The organism is Methylobacterium sp. J-092 (assembly GCF_022829325.1).
Classification (GTDB): Bacteria; Pseudomonadota; Alphaproteobacteria; order Rhizobiales; family Beijerinckiaceae; genus Methylobacterium.
Map to the genome: position 1 here is coordinate 34181 of NZ_JAKSXU010000161.1, position 18114 is coordinate 52294.

General features: G+C 61.8%; 23 protein-coding genes and 2 pseudogenes. 13 read left to right on the forward strand and 12 right to left on the reverse strand.

The features are described 5' to 3' along the window. Positions 1–60: 60 nt before the first annotated feature. On the reverse strand, positions 61–471 hold the full coding sequence (locus tag MKK60_RS19200; protein ID WP_243988206.1) for a glycoside hydrolase: 411 nt from the start codon (positions 469–471) through the stop codon (positions 61–63). Beyond that, positions 468–968: pseudogene (locus tag MKK60_RS19205) on the reverse strand (DUF1833 family protein); the annotation flags it as partial. The pseudogene MKK60_RS19205 and the gene MKK60_RS19200, both read right to left, overlap by 4 nt. A gap of 50 nt (positions 969–1018) precedes the next feature. Here MKK60_RS19205 and MKK60_RS19210 point away from each other — a divergent pair. The 6 genes from MKK60_RS19210 to MKK60_RS19235 are packed head-to-tail and all read left to right on the forward strand — an operon-like array spanning position 1019 to position 3860. Beyond that, positions 1019–1474, forward strand: coding sequence for a hypothetical protein (locus tag MKK60_RS19210; RefSeq protein WP_243988208.1), 456 nt, complete (start codon positions 1019–1021; stop codon positions 1472–1474). Between the two features lie 60 nt (positions 1475–1534). Continuing rightward, positions 1535–1897 (forward strand): hypothetical protein, encoded by a 363-nt coding sequence (locus tag MKK60_RS19215; protein ID WP_243988209.1) that lies wholly within the window; start codon positions 1535–1537, stop codon positions 1895–1897. Between the two features lies 1 nt (position 1898). Beyond that, entirely contained in the window at positions 1899–3071 is a 1173-nt protein-coding gene (gene dnaN / locus MKK60_RS19220) for a DNA polymerase III subunit beta (protein WP_243988210.1), read from the forward strand. A 2-nt stretch (positions 3072–3073) separates the two neighbouring features. Continuing rightward, a complete protein-coding gene (locus tag MKK60_RS19225; RefSeq protein WP_243988211.1) occupies positions 3074–3352 on the forward strand; it encodes a hypothetical protein in 279 nt (92 codons plus the stop codon). Then, a complete protein-coding gene (locus MKK60_RS19230) occupies positions 3349–3600 on the forward strand; it encodes a hypothetical protein (protein WP_243988212.1) in 252 nt (83 codons plus the stop codon). The genes MKK60_RS19225 and MKK60_RS19230 overlap by 4 nt, the downstream gene beginning before the upstream one ends. After that, the gene (locus tag MKK60_RS19235) at positions 3597–3860 is read left to right on the forward strand and encodes a hypothetical protein (RefSeq protein WP_243988213.1); all 264 of its coding nucleotides are present in this window, start codon (positions 3597–3599) and stop codon (positions 3858–3860) included. Before MKK60_RS19230 ends, MKK60_RS19235 begins: the two co-directional genes overlap by 4 nt. A 110-nt stretch (positions 3861–3970) precedes the next feature. Here the strand turns inward: MKK60_RS19235 and MKK60_RS19240 are convergent, their stop codons facing one another. Further along, positions 3971–4774, reverse strand: a complete 804-nt coding sequence (locus MKK60_RS19240; RefSeq protein ID WP_243988214.1) for a TIR domain-containing protein — start codon at positions 4772–4774, stop codon at positions 3971–3973. A 102-nt stretch (positions 4775–4876) separates the two neighbouring features. On the opposite strand from MKK60_RS19240, the gene MKK60_RS19245 reads away from it, so the two are divergent. Next, the gene (locus tag MKK60_RS19245; RefSeq protein WP_243988215.1) at positions 4877–5032 is read left to right on the forward strand and encodes a hypothetical protein; all 156 of its coding nucleotides are present in this window, start codon (positions 4877–4879) and stop codon (positions 5030–5032) included. Positions 5033–5342: 310 nt separating this feature from the next. Here the strand turns inward: MKK60_RS19245 and MKK60_RS19250 are convergent, their stop codons facing one another. Beyond that, positions 5343–6494, reverse strand: a complete 1152-nt coding sequence (locus MKK60_RS19250; protein WP_243988216.1) for a TadE/TadG family type IV pilus assembly protein — start codon at positions 6492–6494, stop codon at positions 5343–5345. A 316-nt stretch (positions 6495–6810) separates the two neighbouring features. Between MKK60_RS19250 and MKK60_RS19255 the strand changes: the two genes are divergently transcribed. The 3 genes from MKK60_RS19255 (at position 6811) to MKK60_RS19265 (ending at position 11339) form a co-directional block, all read left to right on the forward strand. Beyond that, positions 6811–8193: a pilus assembly protein TadG-related protein gene (locus tag MKK60_RS19255; RefSeq protein ID WP_243988217.1), complete on the forward strand. Its 1383-nt coding sequence runs from the start codon at positions 6811–6813 to the stop codon at positions 8191–8193. Between the two features lie 370 nt (positions 8194–8563). Then, entirely contained in the window at positions 8564–8764 is a 201-nt protein-coding gene (locus MKK60_RS19260; protein WP_243933574.1) for a type II toxin-antitoxin system ParD family antitoxin, read from the forward strand. After that, positions 8751–11339 (forward strand): ATP-binding protein, encoded by a 2589-nt coding sequence (locus tag MKK60_RS19265; RefSeq protein WP_243988218.1) that lies wholly within the window; start codon positions 8751–8753, stop codon positions 11337–11339. Before MKK60_RS19260 ends, MKK60_RS19265 begins: the two co-directional genes overlap by 14 nt. Before the next feature lie 165 nt (positions 11340–11504). Here MKK60_RS19265 and MKK60_RS19270 read toward each other — a convergent pair whose 3' ends face one another. The 6 genes from MKK60_RS19270 to MKK60_RS19295 form a co-directional block, all read right to left on the reverse strand. Continuing rightward, complete coding sequence (locus MKK60_RS19270) at positions 11505–11681, reverse strand: hypothetical protein (RefSeq protein ID WP_243988219.1); 177 nt, start codon at positions 11679–11681, stop codon at positions 11505–11507. A gap of 1194 nt (positions 11682–12875) precedes the next feature. Beyond that, positions 12876–13112: a hypothetical protein gene (locus MKK60_RS19275; protein ID WP_243988220.1), complete on the reverse strand. Its 237-nt coding sequence runs from the start codon at positions 13110–13112 to the stop codon at positions 12876–12878. Positions 13113–14078: 966 nt separating this feature from the next. Continuing rightward, a complete protein-coding gene (locus MKK60_RS19280; RefSeq protein ID WP_243988221.1) occupies positions 14079–14768 on the reverse strand; it encodes a Fic family protein in 690 nt (229 codons plus the stop codon). Continuing rightward, on the reverse strand, positions 14749–14940 hold the full coding sequence (locus tag MKK60_RS19285; protein ID WP_243988222.1) for a hypothetical protein: 192 nt from the start codon (positions 14938–14940) through the stop codon (positions 14749–14751). Before MKK60_RS19285 ends, MKK60_RS19280 begins: the two co-directional genes overlap by 20 nt. Positions 14941–15163: 223 nt before the next feature. Next, on the reverse strand, positions 15164–15616 hold the full coding sequence (locus MKK60_RS19290; protein WP_243988223.1) for a LexA family protein: 453 nt from the start codon (positions 15614–15616) through the stop codon (positions 15164–15166). Then, positions 15613–15840 (reverse strand): hypothetical protein, encoded by a 228-nt coding sequence (locus MKK60_RS19295; RefSeq protein ID WP_243988224.1) that lies wholly within the window; start codon positions 15838–15840, stop codon positions 15613–15615. Before MKK60_RS19295 ends, MKK60_RS19290 begins: the two co-directional genes overlap by 4 nt. Positions 15841–15963: 123 nt before the next feature. Between MKK60_RS19295 and MKK60_RS19300 the strand changes: the two genes are divergently transcribed. Both MKK60_RS19300 and MKK60_RS19305 read left to right on the forward strand, forming a co-directional pair. Beyond that, positions 15964–16215: a DUF6894 family protein gene (locus MKK60_RS19300; RefSeq protein WP_243988225.1), complete on the forward strand. Its 252-nt coding sequence runs from the start codon at positions 15964–15966 to the stop codon at positions 16213–16215. Positions 16216–16226: 11 nt separating this feature from the next. Continuing rightward, a pseudogene (locus tag MKK60_RS19305) lies at positions 16227–16475 on the forward strand (hypothetical protein); the annotation flags it as partial. 435 nt (positions 16476–16910) lie between these two features. On the opposite strand, the gene MKK60_RS19310 reads toward MKK60_RS19305, so the two are convergent. Both MKK60_RS19310 and MKK60_RS19315 read right to left on the reverse strand, forming a co-directional pair. Continuing rightward, positions 16911–17441 carry a MucR family transcriptional regulator gene (locus MKK60_RS19310; RefSeq protein WP_243988226.1) on the reverse strand — a complete coding sequence of 177 codons (531 nt, stop codon included), beginning with the start codon at positions 17439–17441 and terminating at the stop codon, positions 16911–16913. A gap of 25 nt (positions 17442–17466) precedes the next feature. Then, a complete protein-coding gene (locus MKK60_RS19315; RefSeq protein WP_243988227.1) occupies positions 17467–17649 on the reverse strand; it encodes a hypothetical protein in 183 nt (60 codons plus the stop codon). On the opposite strand from MKK60_RS19315, the gene MKK60_RS19320 reads away from it, so the two are divergent. After that, the gene (locus tag MKK60_RS19320) at positions 17648–17872 is read left to right on the forward strand and encodes a hypothetical protein (protein ID WP_243988228.1); all 225 of its coding nucleotides are present in this window, start codon (positions 17648–17650) and stop codon (positions 17870–17872) included. The genes MKK60_RS19315 and MKK60_RS19320 overlap by 2 nt on opposite strands. Positions 17873–18114 lie beyond the last annotated feature (242 nt).

Consider the following 18114-nt stretch of genomic DNA (forward strand, 5'->3'; position numbering starts at 1 on the left):
ATCCCTCGGCCGCGCGAGCGCGGACCTTCTAAGGTCAGGAGTGTCGAAGGTTCGGAGTGCCTAGGTCTCAACCGGCACGAAGTAGGCGAGGCGCCAGCCGCGCGCCGCGGCCAGCTCAAGAGGCGCATCGGCCACGACGCCGTGCGGCCGATCGGTATGCCAGATGCGGCCACCTCCCTCGGCGAGGTAGACGCCGCAATGCGTCTCCCGTCCCGCCACGCGGCCCATCAGGACCAAGGCGCCATCCACGGGCCGCGACACCCGTTGCCAGCGGGAGCGGGCCGGATGGGACGCCAGGGCCGCCGCACGGGCGCGCGGGTCGTCCACGAGGCGCCGTTCCGCGCCCGGCAGCTCGCGGCCGTACAAGGCCGCCTGGAGCAGGCTGGCGAGCCACCAGCAATGACGCTCGGCCCGATCGTAAGGCGTCCCGCGCAGGCCGGCGAGGAAGGCGGGGCGATCCGCCGGCGTCATGCGAACAAGCCGGGATAGTTCTCCCGATCGAAGAACGCATCAGGGCCGGTCGGGACGTTCTGTGTCCGCCCGTCGAGGTAGGACAGGGCGCCCTCCGCCGAGTCGGCCGTGAGATCGACAGTGTCGAGCCGCAAGCCCTCGATCACCTCATCCGGTCCAGTCACCGCCTCCAGTTCGCCGGGCAGGAAGCAATAGACCCGGAACGTGATCAGGATCGGCTCATTGTAGCCCATCGCCGCCTTGAGGGCGTCCTGCAGAAGATCGCTCGCGTTGTCGATCTGGAGCTTGCCATCTGTCGGCCCGTCACGATCGGCGCCCGGCCGGGTGAACCCGAAATCGCACGGCGTGTGCGCGACGGGCTCGGCCCCCTCCTCCAGGGGCAGGTAGACCTTGCCGTCCGGGTCGCCGGTCGGATCGTCCACACCGGCCACGACCATGATCGGCGTGTCCATGGACGCGTGGTCGATCTGTGCCGCGATCAGGACGATGCCGTCCTCGTCGCCCGACGCGTAACGGCTTCACACAGGTATCGGTCGGCCATCACACGTTGATCGGCCTCGATCTGGCGCCCGAACGCCTGCGCCCGTTGTGGCTGATCCACGACGCGCACGAAGCCCGGATCGGCGACATGGTATTTCCGGTCCACCAAGCCGCCGTTGCGGTCGAGGCCGAGCAATTTCCCGGCTGCAATTCCTCGATTTTCCAAGGCGTGTGGGCGGAGCTGAAACGCCGGCACGACGTGGTGATCCACGCCGCCGCCGGCATCGCCCTCCCGACGAAGGCCGAGCGTGACGCCTTGAAGGCGATCGACCTTCGGTGCCTCGCGATCGAGCATCGCGACTTCCACCGGCCATCCGAGCGGCGGTGGCAACACGAGCTGGACGGGATCGAGGCCGGCCGCGGCACCGTCCGCCGGTTCATGCCGCCGGACAAGGTCGCCGACCAGCTCGCCGCGCGCTTCTACCGCTACCTGCCGGCACTCCAGGCCGAGGCCGAATTCTAGGCCCGCCTGCCCGTCCCCTCAGATCCCGAGCAAGCCGCCGATCGGCGGCGAGGAGCCGCCATGCTCTTGGACCACTCCGCACAAGCCGACGACGCTTTCCAGCTCACGCCCGCAATGCGGGATCTCCTCCAGCTCGCCACCGGGCTCGATCATCGCCGCGCGCCCTACCGCAACCGCATCGCGTTCAACGTGAAGAACGAAGGCATCATCACCGCCGGCGAGTGTGAGGGCTTCGGGCTCATCATTCAGGATCACGCCGAGCATTACGGCCGGATGCGCGTGTATCGGGTGACCAGGTCCGGCTTTGCCGCGCTCGGCCGCCACACGGTCAAGGCGACCATTCTGGCGCCGGCGATCAAGGCGGCCGAGGCGGCATTGTCGGCAGCGAACCTGCCCCTCCCCTTCGCCGACGCGGTGGCCTGACATGGGCCGCGCCAAGCAAGAGGCCGCCGCCGGCATCGCGTTCACGATCGAACGCGCCACCCTCGGCGAAGCGATCGGCGCCGTAACCAAGGCGGTGTCGAGCAAGAACACCATCCCGATCCTGACGAACGTCCTGCTAAAGGCGGAGGGCGACCACCTTTTCGTGGCTGGCACGAACCTCGATCAGCAACTGACGATCACCGTGCCGGCCGACATCGAGCAAGGCGGCACGTTCACGGTCAACGCCGCCGCCCTCCACGAGCTGGCGCGTCGGGTCGCGCCCGATGCCCCGGTGAAATTCAAGGTCGAGGAGGGAAAGCACGCGGCCGTGGTTACCTCCGGCCGCTCGCGGTTCAGCCTTCCGACGCTTCCGGTCGAGGACTTCCCCGAGCTTTACAGCGTCCGGGCAAAGGATGGCGCCGCGCTCCACACGATCGAGATTGTCGGTTCGATACTCGCCGATTTGATCGATCGCGTGGACTTCGCGATCTCCTCTGAGGAGACGCGATGGTATCTCAATGGCGTCTACGCGCACACTGTCGATCGCGGCGGCGAGACTGTTCTACGCTTCGTCGCTACGGACGGTCACCGCCTCGCGCGGGTGGACACGACCCACGCCACCCGCCTCGAATTCTCGGAACGCGGCGTCATCATTCCGACGAAGGCGATCCAGCTCATTGCCAGCTTGGCGCGTGACGCCGGCGACGGAAAGGTGACGCTGGAGATCAGCCCGACGCTGATCAGCATCGCGGCGCCCGGCGCCTCGATCATTTCCAAGCTGATCGACCATACGTTCCCGGACTACGTTCGCGTGATCCCGACTGTCTTCGCCCGCGAGGTGAACACGGCAACGATCGCGCTGGCGCAGGCCGCCCGCCGCGTGGCCGCCCTGAGCCTGGAGCGGGGCCGCCGGGTCAAGCTGGATTTCCAGGCGGCGCACGTCGCCATCACCCTGGACAACGGCGAGGGCGGCACCGCGGCCGACGAGGTCGATATTGAGCTGACGGGCGAACCGCTCGCGATCGGCTTCAATTCCAACTACCTCGCCGAGATCCTGTCGCACGCCGGCGGCGACACTGTCCGCATCCAGCTCGGCGCCGACCAGGGACAGCCGGCCGTGATCTCCGACAAGAGCGGCGATGGCCTCTATGTCCTGATGCCAATGCGGATCTGATCGTGCGCGCCCGGCCATCCCATCCCGGCCGCGCCGACCTGTCCCGCCTCGCCGGCCGCCTCGGCGGCGAGGTGCGGGCCTGTCTCGATACGTCGCGCGGTTTCCCAACCCACCGCGCCGTCACTCCGGCCGTCGCCGCCGAGCTGCGCCGCCGTCTGTCCGATCCCAACCCGGCCGCCCGCGCGCTCGCCCTCGATGGCGCGCGCCGGCTCATCCTCGGCCGAGCCCCCTCCCCTCCGCGGTGGTCGATCGACCCCGCCCCGCAAGGTTTCGCACCATGAAGCTCAAGACCGAACGCCTCGATCTCGAATGGAGGCCGTCGCCGGCCACCCGGCCATGGCATCGGTTCCGCAACGGCTTCCTCGCCTGCTACGTCCTCGCCGCTGTCGTGTTCGGCGGGATCACCACCATAGCCCGGCCGGACGCGCCGGCATCGACCGTGGCACTGATCGCCACGTTCTGGCCCTACAGCTTCGGCCGCGCCATCGTAATGGCCGTGATCGAGGCCGAGCCGGACCAGGCGCAATGAGCAACGCTCAGGCCGCAGCCGCGGCCGTCCGCCATCTGATGCCGCAGCTCACGCGCGACGCGCTCCAGCTCGCGGCGGAGCTTCTGACGACGCTCCAGAGCGCGAAAGACATCCTCGCGCCAATCGCCGAGACGCACGAGGCCGCCGGCCTCGCCTTCCAACTCATCGCCGACGCCTGCGCCTCAGCAGAACCACCGCCGGCGACCGCACCCCGATCATGCACCTGTGGGGGCTATCCATTCTGTACATGTCGGGGCTGAACGAAGCGGCGATGCCAGTCCGGCGAGAGTGAGATGTGACTTTTGACCGAGCCGGCAATCGCTGGCCCGGTCAAATGCATCTAGGAAAAATGATACCCGCTCAATAACCATTAGTTCTCGGTGCCGTCGTCCGCCTCATCTGCTTGCCTTGCTTTCCCTGCTAGGTCCATAAGCTCATTTCTAACAATGAATGCATCCCGTTCGGTCGGTAAGTCGACCCCGTATCGTCTTATCAATTTGTCGGTAAATGCTCTGAAGGATGCATTTTCCGGCGTTTCCTTTTGCGATTGCCGATCTGCGTAATTTCTCCTAGATCGATCAGCGCTGACGGCCTTTTGCAAGCTGTCGATCATGCTCATAATGGAGGTCATTCCGTTTTCAATGCGCGTAAAATGATCCGCCTGATCAAATTGCTTCGCGTCGTCCGGCGGCTTTTGCTTGTACTCGATGAGCGAAAGCTGATGCTCCAAATCTGACCAGCATCGTTCGAAGGAACGTGCTAATCTTGCGTCGGACAGGGTGGCCCCTGACGCATCATTTATTGATTTTACCACCTCAAGAAGTTCCGCTTTCTCAAGAGTGGAGCACTGAAAGGAATTTAATGGCGTCGTTGATATGTCAAGCCTATCAATATTACATAATATGGGCACTACGCGTCCACTCATAAATCTCATCATCGCGCCCGCTTCGAACATGATCCAGGGCGCCCTTTTATTATCAGCCGTTATTATCGATAGGCCAAACTCGTATCCGTCTAGGGCATCCCACATACTTTGGGCGTTTCTCTCGCCTTTAGCTATATCCTGGGAAGATAGGAATACTTCAGTACCCTGGATCACATCTGGCAGCCATCCGGCAAGTGCCTTCGCAATATTGTTACTTGTTGCGCCCGACCAGCTTATAAATACTTTCATATCTTCTAGCCCTCATTTCCCGTGAGGCTTAATCAGACCACCGGGCAAGCGTTTGCTTAGCCCTAACTGGATCCGCTGTGATGCGATAGACTGAGGGTCCTCATGATTGAGGCCGAGCTGCTGGGATGGGCATTGAGCCTGTTCGCGTGCGTCCCTGGCGAGGATTATCAGGCCCGTATCTGGGAATGCGGCGACACACCGGAGGTCGAGCTGCAAGTCTACGTCAATGCGGCGACACCGGCCACCGCACTCGCTTAGGCGCTGGAGCGGGTCAAGCGCAGCGACTTCTACAACGACCGTTAGGCAATCTCTGTCGGGATTGGTTTCAACCGTTATCGCGACATTAGATTTCCAGGCACGCAATCCCGACACGAAACGCCGGCTTGGTGACTAACTTCGAAGCAGACGATTTGAGTGCCTGGAAAACGGTCGGATAACGCCTTCCGGGGCGCTAGCCAGGCGACGAGCAGGAGGTACCCAAATATGCAATAGGCGAGCCGGCCTCCATGAGATAAAGATCATAAGAAGCGGCCGCACAAGCAACGTGACCAATCTACATATATTCAAGCTATTCAACGATTCGTAATTTCTTGTCAGAGACCTTTACCAATGTCGGACAGGATACGATGACTCGAATATCGTCATAGTCCATGTCGCTACCAGCGTTCGGCGGTCGATCTTCCCAGCCGTAATACATGTACTTGTTATCGCTACAACTCGCGGTCGCTGTGGCGGGATTGTGGGTCGTATGGCTATTCGGCAAGATGCCCCCGTCCGACTTACTCTTGCATTGGCTCAGGGTGTCGCAGACAATCGTCTCCAAAATTGGATTTGAGACCATGTTAATCGGAGACAGAGTGGTTCCGTTGTACACGCGATAACCCTTCATACTCACCGACTGTACGCGTGTTCCCGTATCAATGGTCATATCGGTATAATACTCGTAAGTTTCTTGATTCGTATCGTTCCATGCGGATTTGTTGCTGCGAGCATTTCGAACGTTATGCAGCATATAGCTTGGCGCTTCGTTGGCGCCACAGGTGGGCAACGTGGCCTTAGAGTAATCTGTCGAAGGCGTGCCATTGTCGGCAATGGCGACTATGCCTCGGCGACCCTTGTCGGCCTGGGCTTGTCGCTTTGGATCGGACGAGTAGCAGTACATGTAGATACGGTTGTAGTCAGCAGCCTCAGGCGACAGCTGGCTAAACGTTGGCGGGCTGGTCTGGTAGACAGGGGCAACTCGATTGACGGTCGTAGCAGTCCCGACTGTAATCTGCCTTGGCATGCCGGGTAGAAGGTGCAGGAGGCTCGTCTTCACCGTCGTCGAGATTGTCACCCGGTAGTTCGCGCCATCAACCCACGTACCATTAACTTGGAAGCCGTTGGTCGTTTTGACCGAACCCAGTTGCGAGGTGAGCTGAGCACTGGCCAGGCGCAAGCCCTCGGTGGCAGCGGCGACGGTGTCAGCGTTGGCAACCAACAGGGCGGTCGCATCGGCCACGCTGGCTTCGACAGCGCGGATACGCACAGCATTGCCATAGTCAATCGCGAGGCCGCTCGCACCGACGAGGAGGGGCAGGGTGAGCCCAAAAATCACTATGACATTGCCGCTTTCGGACCTGACAAAGGAAGCCAATCGACGCTGCCTACCCCGCTGCATGGGCACCTCCCAACGTAGCCGCCGCTTAAAACCAGACAAACCGTGCAGCATACGAGGCATACATATACAACCAGCCTTAATAATAAGTTATATTCATCTAACACCGAAATTTACATTCAGACGTTCTATTGCTAATAAATAATTTATATTATTTTCTAAAAAGTAATTTTTGCTTAATAGGGTTAAGACGCCTCGTCACAACACGCTTCTTATCCGGCAATCGCTTGACGCATTCATCAGTCTCTGCGCGTCTTTAAGACTATTTTGATTTTCTTCAGTCATTCAAAGTGCCATGCGATCCCTCTTTCATCCACCAAAGGTGAAGGTTGTCCCTCTTGCAAAGGCGGTCGGTGAGCCGTGCTTCGAAGTACCTAGTATGCTAAGTCGCCGAGATGGCTTCTGGGTTGATTGCCGGGGCGGTGTCGCAATCATTTTCGGTCTAAGTGCAACTTTACTGCTTGGCCTCGTCGGCGGCGGCGTCGACTATGCCCGCCTCTCGTACCGCCGCACCCAACTTCAGAGTGCTATCGATGCGGGAACCCTTGCTGGCGGTAATACCCTCAAGCTCGCATCGTCGACCGTTGAGTCAGTCAAAGGCGTGACCGAACAGACGGTTCGAGACAGCGCCCATTTGTTACCGGATCGCCCATTCACGCTCACCGTCACTGTAGCTAGCGATAAGACAAGTGTGTTCGCTCGGGCTGAGGAAACGGTGAGGCTGGCTTTCGGCGCCTTCGTAGGCATTCGTACGACGGTGGTGGCGGTACAAGCGCGAGCCAACGTCGTTGGCAAAATGCGCCTGTGCATGCTCACCCTCGACCAGAGCGCACCCGGCGCCTTCAACCTGCAGAAGAGGGCCGAGGTCACCGCAGATGGGTGCTCGCTTTATTCAAATTCATCCAACGTCAAAGGCATGGTTGGCGGCGACAGCGCCATGGCAAAAGCTCAGACCATCTGCTCGGCGGGCGGCTACAGTGGAGCGCGAGCTAACTTCGCACCCCCACCGCAAACGGGCTGTCCGACGCTGGGTGATCCGCTCAAGGATCGCTCTCTACCCGTACCGGGCAGTTGCATGCCGATCCCGGCTTCGGCCAACAGCAAGGGTGATACCAGTCAGAACCTTGTCGACCAGAGCATTACCCTTGATCCCGGCACTTACTGCGGCGGCTTGCACATCACGAAGAAGGCGAACGTCACTCTTCGATCTGGCATCTACGTTATGAAGGATGGGCCGCTCGTGGTGGATCAGAAGGGCTCACTGACAGGTACGGATGTCGGCCTGTTTTTTGCCGGAGATCAGGCTGGTTTGCTGTTCGACAAAAAGTCTACAATCAGCTTAGCGGCTCCAACCACGGGTATCATGGCCGGCCTGTTGATGGCCGAAGATCGAACTGTCAGCAGTCCTGTCGACCCGACGACCGCAATCATCAGCTTCGTAGGCGCTTTGCTCTCTCCTCTTTCCCCGGCCCCGTCGCCGACACCTCAGCCCCTAGGTGTGACGCGCCCTCTGCGTACCTACCGCATCATCAGTAACGACGCGCGGACCATGCTGGGGACGATCTACCTACCGGTTGGCCGGCTGGTGATCGACGCGGACAAGCCTGTGGCTGATCAGTCCGCCTACACCGTAATCGTCGCCGCACAAGTCAACCTCTATGAGGGACCGAACCTGTACCTCAACGCAAACTACGACGCTACCAGCGTGCCGGTGCCTAAAGGCGTTGGTCCGATTTCAGGCAAGCTCCTACTCACCCAGTGATAATTCCAGAAACGAAATATAATGTTTGGTTAATAAGCGAAATTTGATGTCCACCTTCGGACGTCGCCCGCGCTTCGGCCTATTCCCCGAGTTGAAGTCGCTGAACAGTCGATGAATGGCCGCTTGCTGGAAGCGCCTGTGGCGAACCAAGCGACGGGGTTCGGTCGAGAACCACCGACTGCCTATGTGCGGAAAACGTTCGGACTGCCGACACGTCGTTCAGGTTGCTATCGACCCTACTTGGACGTTGGTGTAGGCACCGTCCAACGTCCGATCCTGCCGGGAAGCAGACGGCATAGGGACCGCAACCGGATCACGCATGTGTCACGTGTAAGACAGTGTGTGGACGTGTTACCGATCCGATATGGCTGTGCGCGAAACCATCACCATCTCCGTGCCCCCGGAACTGCGGGTGTTCCTGCAAGGGTGCGTTGCCACCGGCCGCTACAGCAGCATCAGCGAGGTCGTGCGGGCCGCCCTACGGGAGTTTGAAAGGGCCGAGATGGGGAAGGCCCCGATCACCCAGCAAGCGATGGTGCAGCAGTCTCCTCCCCCTCATGACCGCGCCTGATCCGATGTCGGGTAGCTGCGACTTCCTTGCCGGGGCGGGCGAGATGGCGACGCTGATGCGCGCCTACGACTGGACCACGACGCCGCTCGGCAAGCCCGAGGGTTGGCCCTCCGGCCTGCGCACGGCGGTGCGCCTGCTACTCAACAGCCATCACCCCATGCACATCTTCTGGGGGCTGGAGGCGACGTTCTTCTACAACGACCCCTTTGTCCCCTCGGCGGGACCGGAGCGCCATCCCTCCGCGCTCGGCCGTCCGGCATCCGAAAGCTGGGGTGAAATCTGGCCGGTGATTGGCTTCGAGGTCGCCAAGGTCCGCAACGGCGGCGGGCATACCTGGTACGAGGACCAGCACGTCCCGATCTTGCGCGAGGGCCGGGTCGAGGATGCCTACTGGACCTATGGGCTCAGCCCAATCGATGACGATACCGCGCCCAACGGCATCGGCGGGGTCATCTCCATCTTGACCGAGACCACGAAGCGCAAGGCGCTGGAGGACAGCCTTCGCGCCAGCAACCGGCGCCAGCGAAGCCTGTTACAGCAGATACCGGGCTTCGTCGCCGTGCTCGAAGGGCCGGACCTCGTCTATGCGTACGTCAATGACGCTTACGTGGCGACGGCCGGTGCGCGCGGCTACCTCGGCCGGACTGTGCGCGACGTATTCCCCGAACTCGAAGGGCAGGGTTTCTTCGAACTGCTGGACGAGGTGTACGCCACCGGTGTCCCGTTCTCGGCTCAGGACACGCCGATCCGGTTCGTGGATGAGGACGAGGACCGGTACATCGACTTCCTGTTCCAGCCGATCCGCGAACAGAATGGCCCGATCAATGGCATTCTTGTGGGTGGTCATGAGGTCACGGCGCGCGTGCGTGCCGAGGCCGCGTTACGCGCCGAGCGGGATCAGGCACGGCATCGGGAGGTGAGGGCGCACGCCGATGCCGAGCGCGTGCAACTTGCCCTTGGCGCGGGTGCCATCCTCGGGACGTGGCACTGGGACCTACCGACCGACCGGTTCACCGTTGACGAGGGCTTCGCCGGCAGCTTCGGCCTCGACCCAGCCCTCGGCACGACCGGCATACCGCTCGCTCAGATCGTCGCGACCGTCCACCCCGACGACCAAGCGGGACTCGCCAAGGCGATCAACGACGCCATTCAGCGGGGCGGCGCCTACGCGCACCAGTATCGCGTGCGCCGGACGGACGGACGCTACTACTGGATCGAGGCCAACGGGCGCGTTGACCGCGCTGAGGACGGCACCCCATCGAGCTTCCCCGGCGTACTCATCGACGTGGAGGAGCGCCGCGCCATCCTGGAGGAGCGCGACCGGGCAGCGGCAGCGTTGCGCACTCTCAACGAGACCCTGGAACAGCGAGTCGCCGAGCGGACAACTGAACTGATGCGCGCCGAGGAGGCGCTTCGGCAATCCCAGAAGATGGAGGCGGTGGGCCAACTCACCGGGGGGCTGGCGCACGACTTCAACAACCTGCTCGCGGGCATCTCCGGGTCACTGGAACTGATGCAGAACCGGATGCAGCAGGGCCGCCTCAAGGACGTGGACAAGTACATGGTGGCCGCACAGGGAGCCTCGAAGCGCGCCGCGGCGCTGACCCACCGCCTCCTCGCCTTCTCCCGCCGCCAGACCCTCGACCCGAAGCCCACCGACGTGAACCGCCTGGTTGGCGGCATGCATGAGATGATCCAGCGCACGGTCGGCCCAGGCATCCCGGTCGAGGTGGTCGGGGCGTCGGACCTATGGCCCGCACTGGTGGACCCGTCGCAGCTTGAGAACGCCCTGCTCAACCTGTGCATCAACGCCCGCGACGCGATGCCGAACGGGGGACGCATCACGGTCGAGACCCACAACAAGTGGATCGACGAACGCGCCTCCAGCAAGCTCGACCTTCCGGAAGGTCAGTACCTGTCGATGTGCGTCACCGACACTGGTACCGGCATGCCGCCGGAAGTAATCGCGCGGGTGTTCGAGCCGTTCTTCACGACGAAGCCCACCGGAGAAGGCACGGGCCTGGGCCTGTCGATGATTTACGGCTTCGCCAAGCAGTCTGGTGGGCAGGTCCGGATCTACTCCGAGGTCGGTCAGGGTTCGACCATCTGCATCTACCTGCCCCGCCACCACGGCGAGGCAGCCGATGAATTCGACACGATCAAACTCGATGCGTTGCCCCGCTCGGAGCAGGAGGCAACGGTGCTGATCGTGGACGATGAGCCGACCGTGCGCATGCTCGTCAGCGATATCCTCGAAGACCTCGGCTACCTTGCCATCGAGGCTGGTGACAGCGCGGCGGGGCTGAAGATCCTGCAATCGGACGTGCCCATCGACCTCCTGGTGACGGATGTAGGCCTGCCAGGCGGAATGAACGGCCGGCAGATGGCAGACGCCGGACGGGTGAAGCGCCCGGACCTCAAGGTGCTGTTCATCACCGGTTACGCGGAGAATGCGGTGCTCGGCCACGGCCATCTCGCACCTGGCATGTCGGTGCTGACCAAACCGTTCGCGATGGACGCCATGGCTGCCCGCATCCGGTCGCTGATCGAAGCAGTCAAGGAAGCGAAGCGGTAGGGCTCATCACGTGAGGAGCGCCCGGGTGGCACGATCGTCCGTCCGTTTGAAACTCCATAACGGACACTCCTTTCGGCGTCCTGCAACTTCCGCTGTCCACCCATAACGGACCCCGCCTGCGCACGAAGCAAATTTGCGTAAGGGATGTTCTAGCCCCCTCCGGCGTCATTCAGTAGCAGACGAAGACTCCGCCTCAGCTTGCTTGTGCGCAATTTGTTGGGCTACTTCAAAGAGCAGCACGCGCATGACCGCCCTCATCATGTCCGTGCCGTGCTCTTCAATTAAGTTATTCAATTTTAAGCAGTCTTCAGCGATCGCATCAATTTTTTCATAGTCGGTCACGCGAACGCCTCACTTGCTAGACTGTATTACTATCCAGGATCGATTCGGGGCATGGCGTGTATCATAGGTTATCAAATACGTACACAATCACAAGTAGCAAAAAATAACATATGATAGAATGAGGTGGAAATGTCTGCTGCCACACCGTCATCGCTACTCGACCGCCTAGCCGCGTCGCTCGGCTGCTCCCCCGAGGTGTTCTTCGGGCAAAGCCCGAACGAGTTGACGGAAATGCTGGAGCTTCTCACGCTCTGGATGGCGACAAAGGATAAGCTACACCGGAGATGGATCCTCGAAGTCCTGCGCGAGGGAGTGAGCGGGACTGGTGCGTCGGATAAGGGCTTGGCGCGTGCGATGCGGCCGCCTGATCGTGCTCCATAAAACCTGATGTGCGTGCGCCATCCATTCGCCTAAGGCGTTTTACGGGAACTCCGCCTCAGACGCGGTCAGATTCTTCCTGCAAGTCAGCTTGCTGGCGGGCAATTTCTTGGCCGATCTCGAACAGCAGCACCCGCATGATCGTCTTCATCATGTCCGTACCGCTTTCCTGGATTAGGCCGTTAGCCTCGATCAAGCTCGTGCGATCACTTCGATTTGATCAGTCTCACCCACCCGCATACGCCCCCGCCCCGAAGTATTAATGTATTTTGAATACAAGGCTCTGATCTAAAATCATCATTTGATGAGATCGGGCACCTTTAGATTAACGCACAATAACATAGGTTAAGCGGACATAACGAATGACTGATCCAGGGCCGCTCCCCCTTATGAACCGCCTTGCCGAGTCGCTTGGCTGTTCGCCTGAGGCATTCTTCAATCAAGGTTCTCACGAACTGAGCGAGACCCTTGAGCTCCTGACGCTTTGGATGGCGACCGAGGATAGGCCGACCCGGATGCGGGCGCTGGTCGTTCTGCGCAGTGGCGCGAACCCGTCAAACTCCTTGGATACGACACAGGAGCCAGATTGAGCGTCGCGACGGCCCGTCTACGTGCGCCGGCCATTCACATAAGCGCCAGTATGGTGTGCACGGTCCAGGGATTGTGCACGCAAGCCAAGCTGCCGAGATTGCGCTTCATTATTCGTGCACGACCGCTATGCACAATCGGTATGTCGGCGACCGTAGGTTCCCCGGTCAAGCTGAACGCTGGTATAGGAGAGCACCGGTGCTGTGGAATTAAACGGGGCAGCCTTGGTTAGCCTCGGGAGGCCTGAGCATTGCGCTTGGGAACGGCCGCCTCATTCGACACGGCTTCGAGTTCCGCGAGGCTCAGCGCCTGTCTATCCGGTCCCATGATTGTCACGTCCGACAGCTTGCTCTCGATCAGGTCACGATGCTTGCGCACAGCCCATTCCGGCGTCGGGCAGTTGTAGGTGATGGTATTGTTCTTCGAAACGCCTCGAACGACGTAGGGGTGGCTCTGGTTCGTCACACTTCCACCCCGCTGCGGTGCAGGCTCCAACGACTGCGCCCGGCTCGTCGTAGCATGGCATTTATCGCGACGCATGCATCCGCTCCGGCCCAATGCACAAGCTCACGCTCAACCAGCAACGGAGGCCCTGGCACGGCGAGAGGCCAGCGAGAGCTGCGCGGAGATCGGTCGGAGCTACAACGTCTCGCACAGCACGATCTCGCGGCTGAAGGCGCCTCCTGAGCGAACCTAGCGGCTTGGCTGGTCGTTTATACGCGACAGCGCTCCCTGCGCTTGTCTATGGAGACCTCATGCGCGTACTTCTCGCCGGCGCTGCCTTGTTCATCCTCGCGGCGGCTGGCGCTTCGGCTCAGCCCTATGACGATCGGCGCCCTCCGCCCCCACCGGATGGAGACTTCGATAGGCCACCGCCGCCACCCCACCGCTACCGGCCGCCCCCGCCGGACTTCGATGACGACAGGCCCCCACCTCCGCCGCATCACCGTGGACCGCCTCCGCCCGACGATGACGACGATGATGGTCCGCCTCCGCCGCCCCGGTCGCGCGCCTATTGAAGCCCGCGAACAGGCTCACCATCCGGTAAGCCTGTTCGCTTTTTGTGCCGGCTGAGGGGCAGGCGTAGCAGCCTTCTTAGAGCCCTTCGGCTACCATCAGGCATCCTTTAGGTGCCTCCCAATGCTCACCCTCACCTCGATCATCACCCGCAGCGTCCTCGTTGTAGCGACCGTGGGAGGCCTTGCGGTGCTGGCGGATGGCGCGGTGCGGTCTCAGCTCGAACAGGCCGTGCGGGGCGATCCGACGTTCCTAGAGCGTGCCCCAGCGCCGGTACAGGTTGTCCGGGTGGATGAGCGCTTCGTCGGAAAGGGGGCTCGATCGTAGCCGGCTTGGCGCGACCGTGCGGATGGTCGGCGTGGCTGATGCGAAGTAGGGGCACAACCTAACGGCTTCTGGAGATTTTCGTAGTATCTACGCTGTTCCTGCCGGCTCGCTTGGTAGTTGCCCTCCGACTTGCTGATAGAACTTAGCAAGCTGATTAGCCAAAAGGCGGCCAAGCAGTTGGTCCATCACAGAAAGATCGAGTTGTCCATTTGCCCAAGCTGCATCCGCTGCATCGAGAGCTGCGAAATATGGCTTGCGATTGTCAACGATTTGATCGGGAATGGTTGGCGTGCCCGGCAATTGGCTTTTCGCTTTGATAGATAGCACAACGTATGAGGTTACTCTTGACGTGCGACCATTTCCGTCTGCAAACGGATGCACCCAATTAAGGCGCCACATTATATACGATGCTAAATGGAGAGGCGTAGACCTATCCCAATTCTCGTTTACGTACTCGCACATGTCCTCTATGTGTTCTGGAACAAGATGTGCGCCGGGCGGAGTATGTCTACTACCGCCTATCTCTACGCCGCCCGGCCTATAGTTACCAGCATACATGCTGATACCACTCAGGGCCTCGCGGTGGAGAGATAGTATCAAAGAAGGGCGGAGCTTAAACTCCCAACTGCGATCCTGAGCTGTCTGAACTACTCCAAGGCCCGCATCAATCTGACGAAGACCGTTGCGTGCCTCAGCGGCCGCCCGCTCTACTGGGTCAGTGATGAGTTCAGCGTCAAGCGCTCGACTGTCGCGCTTCTCAGGCTCCTCGACGCTCATCCTGCTCCTTAGCGAGCTTCTCGGCTTCTTGATCGACCATCTCGCGTGTGATGAGCCGGTTTTCGAAAGCCGTGTTGCCATAGGCAAAACTGCGGCGCTGCTCCTCCCGGTGTTCCGGGGTTGGCTGAGCGTGCCTCGCGGCCTCTAGAAGCTGATGCAGAGCGTCTGTCATGTCCAGTCCTCGATAGACCCATTCGCTCTCGGTCCGCTACCCCACAGGTCGGCGGAAGCGGGCAGGGACCGTACGCCTCCGTGCGTCACCACCGATACCCGAGATACCTCAACCTTACACAGATATCTCTGGTTACCCAGCCAGCGCGATCGGCAGCTCGCCGAACTGGGTCGTGTAGCGATGTTGCCGTCGATCCACTCGCGCAGGCGCGGCGCCGGGCCGCTCATGACAGCCGCCCGCGGGCGAGGTGCCAGCGGATTGAGAAGCGCAGCACGCCCCAGATCTCGACCTCGCCGTACTCATCGATGGCGAACGCCGGCATCTCCGGGTTGTCGAAGTCGAGGCGGGCCCGGTTGCCCGCTATCCGGTAGCGCTTGCATGAGAGCTGCCCGTCGACCACCGCGACGACGACAGAGCCATCCTCCGCCCGGAGGCTGCGGTCGATGCAGGCGAGGTCGCGATCATGGATGCCGGCGCCGCGCATGCTCTCGCCCCGGATCTGCATCAAGAAGGTGGCCGGCGGGTTCGGCACGAGCCAGCGCGGCAGTTCGAGCGCGCCTTCCATGAAGTCGTCAGCCGGCGACGGAAAGCCGGCGCACAGCGCTTGCCCGATGACCGGGACGCGGACGGCATCCGTGCTGCCGAGGATCAATTCGTCAACGGCGTAGGGGCTCACGCATCCGCCCCAGGTAGGCCGCCGCGGACGTAGCCACACGAGACGAAGCGATCTCGTCTCAGCGACCGGCGCTCCGCCTCCGCCAGGTCGGCAAGCGCATCCTCGATCGCCCGCACGAGCGCGCCCCATGGGTCGCCGCATGCGACCAGCCGGTAGGCCCATGCGATCGCCTCAGCCTCGATCGGCCGGATCTCCACAAGCGGTTCGTGCGGCTGGGGGTACATCGGCGCTCCGAGTTGTCCAAGAACATACAAGGAACAAATAGCAAGCAGGCCGACGGTTCAACTATGGCGACCACAGCCAGGCGCGAAGCGGTGAGATGGTGTGGACGGCGGGGTAGAAGGCCAATGCCGACACCGCTTTACCGCTTCCACTGCACAGACGGGCATGACCTCATCGCCGATCGGCTGGGCAAGCGGCTGCCGACCTGGGCGCTGATGCGCTCCCACGCCGAGCGCGTCGCCCTGGACGTGATGTTTGGCAGCACGCGACGCGATTGGTCGACTTGGACGGTTGAGGTCTACGACGGAACGGGCCGGCACGTGCTGTCAAAGCCGTTCACCGATGTGCTCGACAATCGACCGGCGAAACAAGGCTGAGGGGACGCACCATGGGCATGAAGACGACGTTCGTGGTGCAGACCTTCATCATCAAGCGGAAGCGCCTGGTGCCCGGCGACCGCGAGGTAGCGCCGACGGAGAATGGTGCGCTGAAGAAGGCCGAAGCCATGGCCGGTCGGATGCCCGGAACTGCCGCGCTCAAGATCGTCGCCGACGATGAGACCGGCGAGCTGGAAAGCGCGACGATCCTCGGGCAGTTCGGCGAGGTGCCGGACGATTTTGCAGGGCGGTTGAGGGCCCCCTATGGGTGGGGAGCCTCATTGCCCGGCTCCTCCTGGGCACCACATGGACGGGTCCGCGACACGGAGGAACGCCCATGCCCGACAAAAACGAGCCAGAGGCCGAAGGCACTCACACCACCGTCCGCACCGCTGAGGTGAAGGCTCCGACCCCGAAGATCGAGGGAAGCCACACGCAGGAGACCGTCGACCCGGCGGAACGCTTGCCGGAAGACCCCGAAGAGCAGAACGACCTGGCCTAGCACCCCGCACGGTTCGGCCCCGCCGCGATCTGCTCACGCGGCGGGGGAACCCCGGATCTCACCAGCTCGGCCGATACGCAACTTGGCTCGGATGCAGGATGGCAAGACAGCGTTAGGGACATGTCACCGCACCGGATGCCGTAGTGTGCCGGAACGGGCTGCTGAGCGGCCTCAGGCCGTCTCAGCGGCCTTCTTACCGCCCGCGCGCCTTAGGGGCTGCCTCGGAGGCCTTAGCGGCCTTCGGCTTACCCTTGGCGGTCTTCGGCGCCTCAGAGACTGTCTCGTCCACTGCCGAGGCCATGGGGGCCGCCTTGCGCCGCTGCTGGCCGAGACCAAGCGAACGCGCCAGCTCGGACCGTTGAGCGGAGTAGCTCGCCGCAGTCGACGGGTAGTCCGACGGCAGGCCGTAGCGCGCGCGGTAGGTCTCCATCGTCAGGCCGGCCTTGGTAACGTGCCGCTTCAGAGTCTTATACCCCTTTCCGTCGATGAAGGAGATCAGCGCGTCCGGCGTGATCGACTTGCGGACCTGTGCCGGCGTCGGCTTCTCCGGGCCAGCGGGCTCGGCAGGCACCCCGTTCGCAAGACCGGCAAAGGCCGCGTGAACCGAAGCGATCACGTTCGGCAGTTCGGACACCGGCACGTTGTTGTTCGACACGTAGGCCGCCACGAGGTCGGCGGCGAGTTCGATGAAATCGGTCGATTGAGTTTCGACTTGTTCGTCCAAGGTCGTCTCCTCCACAAGAGCAGGCCTACTGCTCTACGCGTTCCGCCGGATCGTCAAGTGATAGCTTGGCGGAAAATACTGAAGCCAATCTGGTGTCCTCATAAATCCGCGAGAACACCCCCAAGGCGCGTTCACGCAGGAACTTGACTACTCTATCTCTGTCTCTGTCTCGGTTCGACGGCATCACGCCGTGGAAGGCTTTGTCCATGAACAAGCCCATCCTCGGCACGACCCTGACACTCGGCCTCCTGCTCAGCGCGAACACAGCCGGCGTGGCAGCGCCGGGTGACGGTCTCGACCCCAACGCCTCGTCGACCGGCAACAGCAATCAGGCCGCCATGCACCGCAATGCCCGCGCCGGCAGCATGATGAGCCGTCGGACCGGTGGCATGCGGATGATGCGGCGTCATCACCGCCGGCATCACCGCTGAGCGGACGGGTGTATCGATCTGCCTAATCGAGCAAGGAGCCCCGGGCCGCTTGGGCGGCCGGGGCCGTTCACACAGTACCTATGCAACGGTATGCGCTCAGAAGCAGCTTCTTCGGACGTGCATGTAGGGACGGCATGCACGTCCGAACCTGTGTGGATCATGGGTTGATTTAAATCACGGATCGGTAGATCTCACGCGGGAGGGGTATTCATAGGACAACCTAAGTGACTGAAGAAAACCGG

Bases quoted from the DNA above. Each gene is read 5' to 3' on its own strand.
- MKK60_RS19200 (WP_243988206.1), bottom strand. From the start codon at position 471: ATGACGCCGGCGGATCGCCCCGCCTTCCTCGCCGGCCTGCGCGGGACG.
- MKK60_RS19215 (WP_243988209.1), top strand. From the start codon at position 1,535: ATGCTCTTGGACCACTCCGCACAAGCCGACGACGCTTTCCAGCTCACG.
- dnaN (WP_243988210.1), top strand. From the start codon at position 1,899: ATGGGCCGCGCCAAGCAAGAGGCCGCCGCCGGCATCGCGTTCACGATC.
- MKK60_RS19230 (WP_243988212.1), top strand. From the start codon at position 3,349: ATGAAGCTCAAGACCGAACGCCTCGATCTCGAATGGAGGCCGTCGCCG.
- MKK60_RS19235 (WP_243988213.1), top strand. From the start codon at position 3,597: ATGAGCAACGCTCAGGCCGCAGCCGCGGCCGTCCGCCATCTGATGCCG.
- MKK60_RS19240 (WP_243988214.1), bottom strand. From the start codon at position 4,774: ATGAAAGTATTTATAAGCTGGTCGGGCGCAACAAGTAACAATATTGCG.
- MKK60_RS19245 (WP_243988215.1), top strand. From the start codon at position 4,877: ATGATTGAGGCCGAGCTGCTGGGATGGGCATTGAGCCTGTTCGCGTGC.
- MKK60_RS19250 (WP_243988216.1), bottom strand. From the start codon at position 6,494: ATGCCTCGTATGCTGCACGGTTTGTCTGGTTTTAAGCGGCGGCTACGT.
- MKK60_RS19255 (WP_243988217.1), top strand. From the start codon at position 6,811: ATGCTAAGTCGCCGAGATGGCTTCTGGGTTGATTGCCGGGGCGGTGTC.
- MKK60_RS19265 (WP_243988218.1), top strand. From the start codon at position 8,751: ATGACCGCGCCTGATCCGATGTCGGGTAGCTGCGACTTCCTTGCCGGG.
- MKK60_RS19280 (WP_243988221.1), bottom strand. From the start codon at position 14,768: ATGAGCGTCGAGGAGCCTGAGAAGCGCGACAGTCGAGCGCTTGACGCT.
- MKK60_RS19285 (WP_243988222.1), bottom strand. From the start codon at position 14,940: ATGACAGACGCTCTGCATCAGCTTCTAGAGGCCGCGAGGCACGCTCAG.
- MKK60_RS19295 (WP_243988224.1), bottom strand. From the start codon at position 15,840: ATGTACCCCCAGCCGCACGAACCGCTTGTGGAGATCCGGCCGATCGAG.
- MKK60_RS19300 (WP_243988225.1), top strand. From the start codon at position 15,964: ATGCCGACACCGCTTTACCGCTTCCACTGCACAGACGGGCATGACCTC.
- MKK60_RS19320 (WP_243988228.1), top strand. From the start codon at position 17,648: ATGAACAAGCCCATCCTCGGCACGACCCTGACACTCGGCCTCCTGCTC.
- MKK60_RS19315 (WP_243988227.1), bottom strand. From the start codon at position 17,649: ATGGACAAAGCCTTCCACGGCGTGATGCCGTCGAACCGAGACAGAGAC.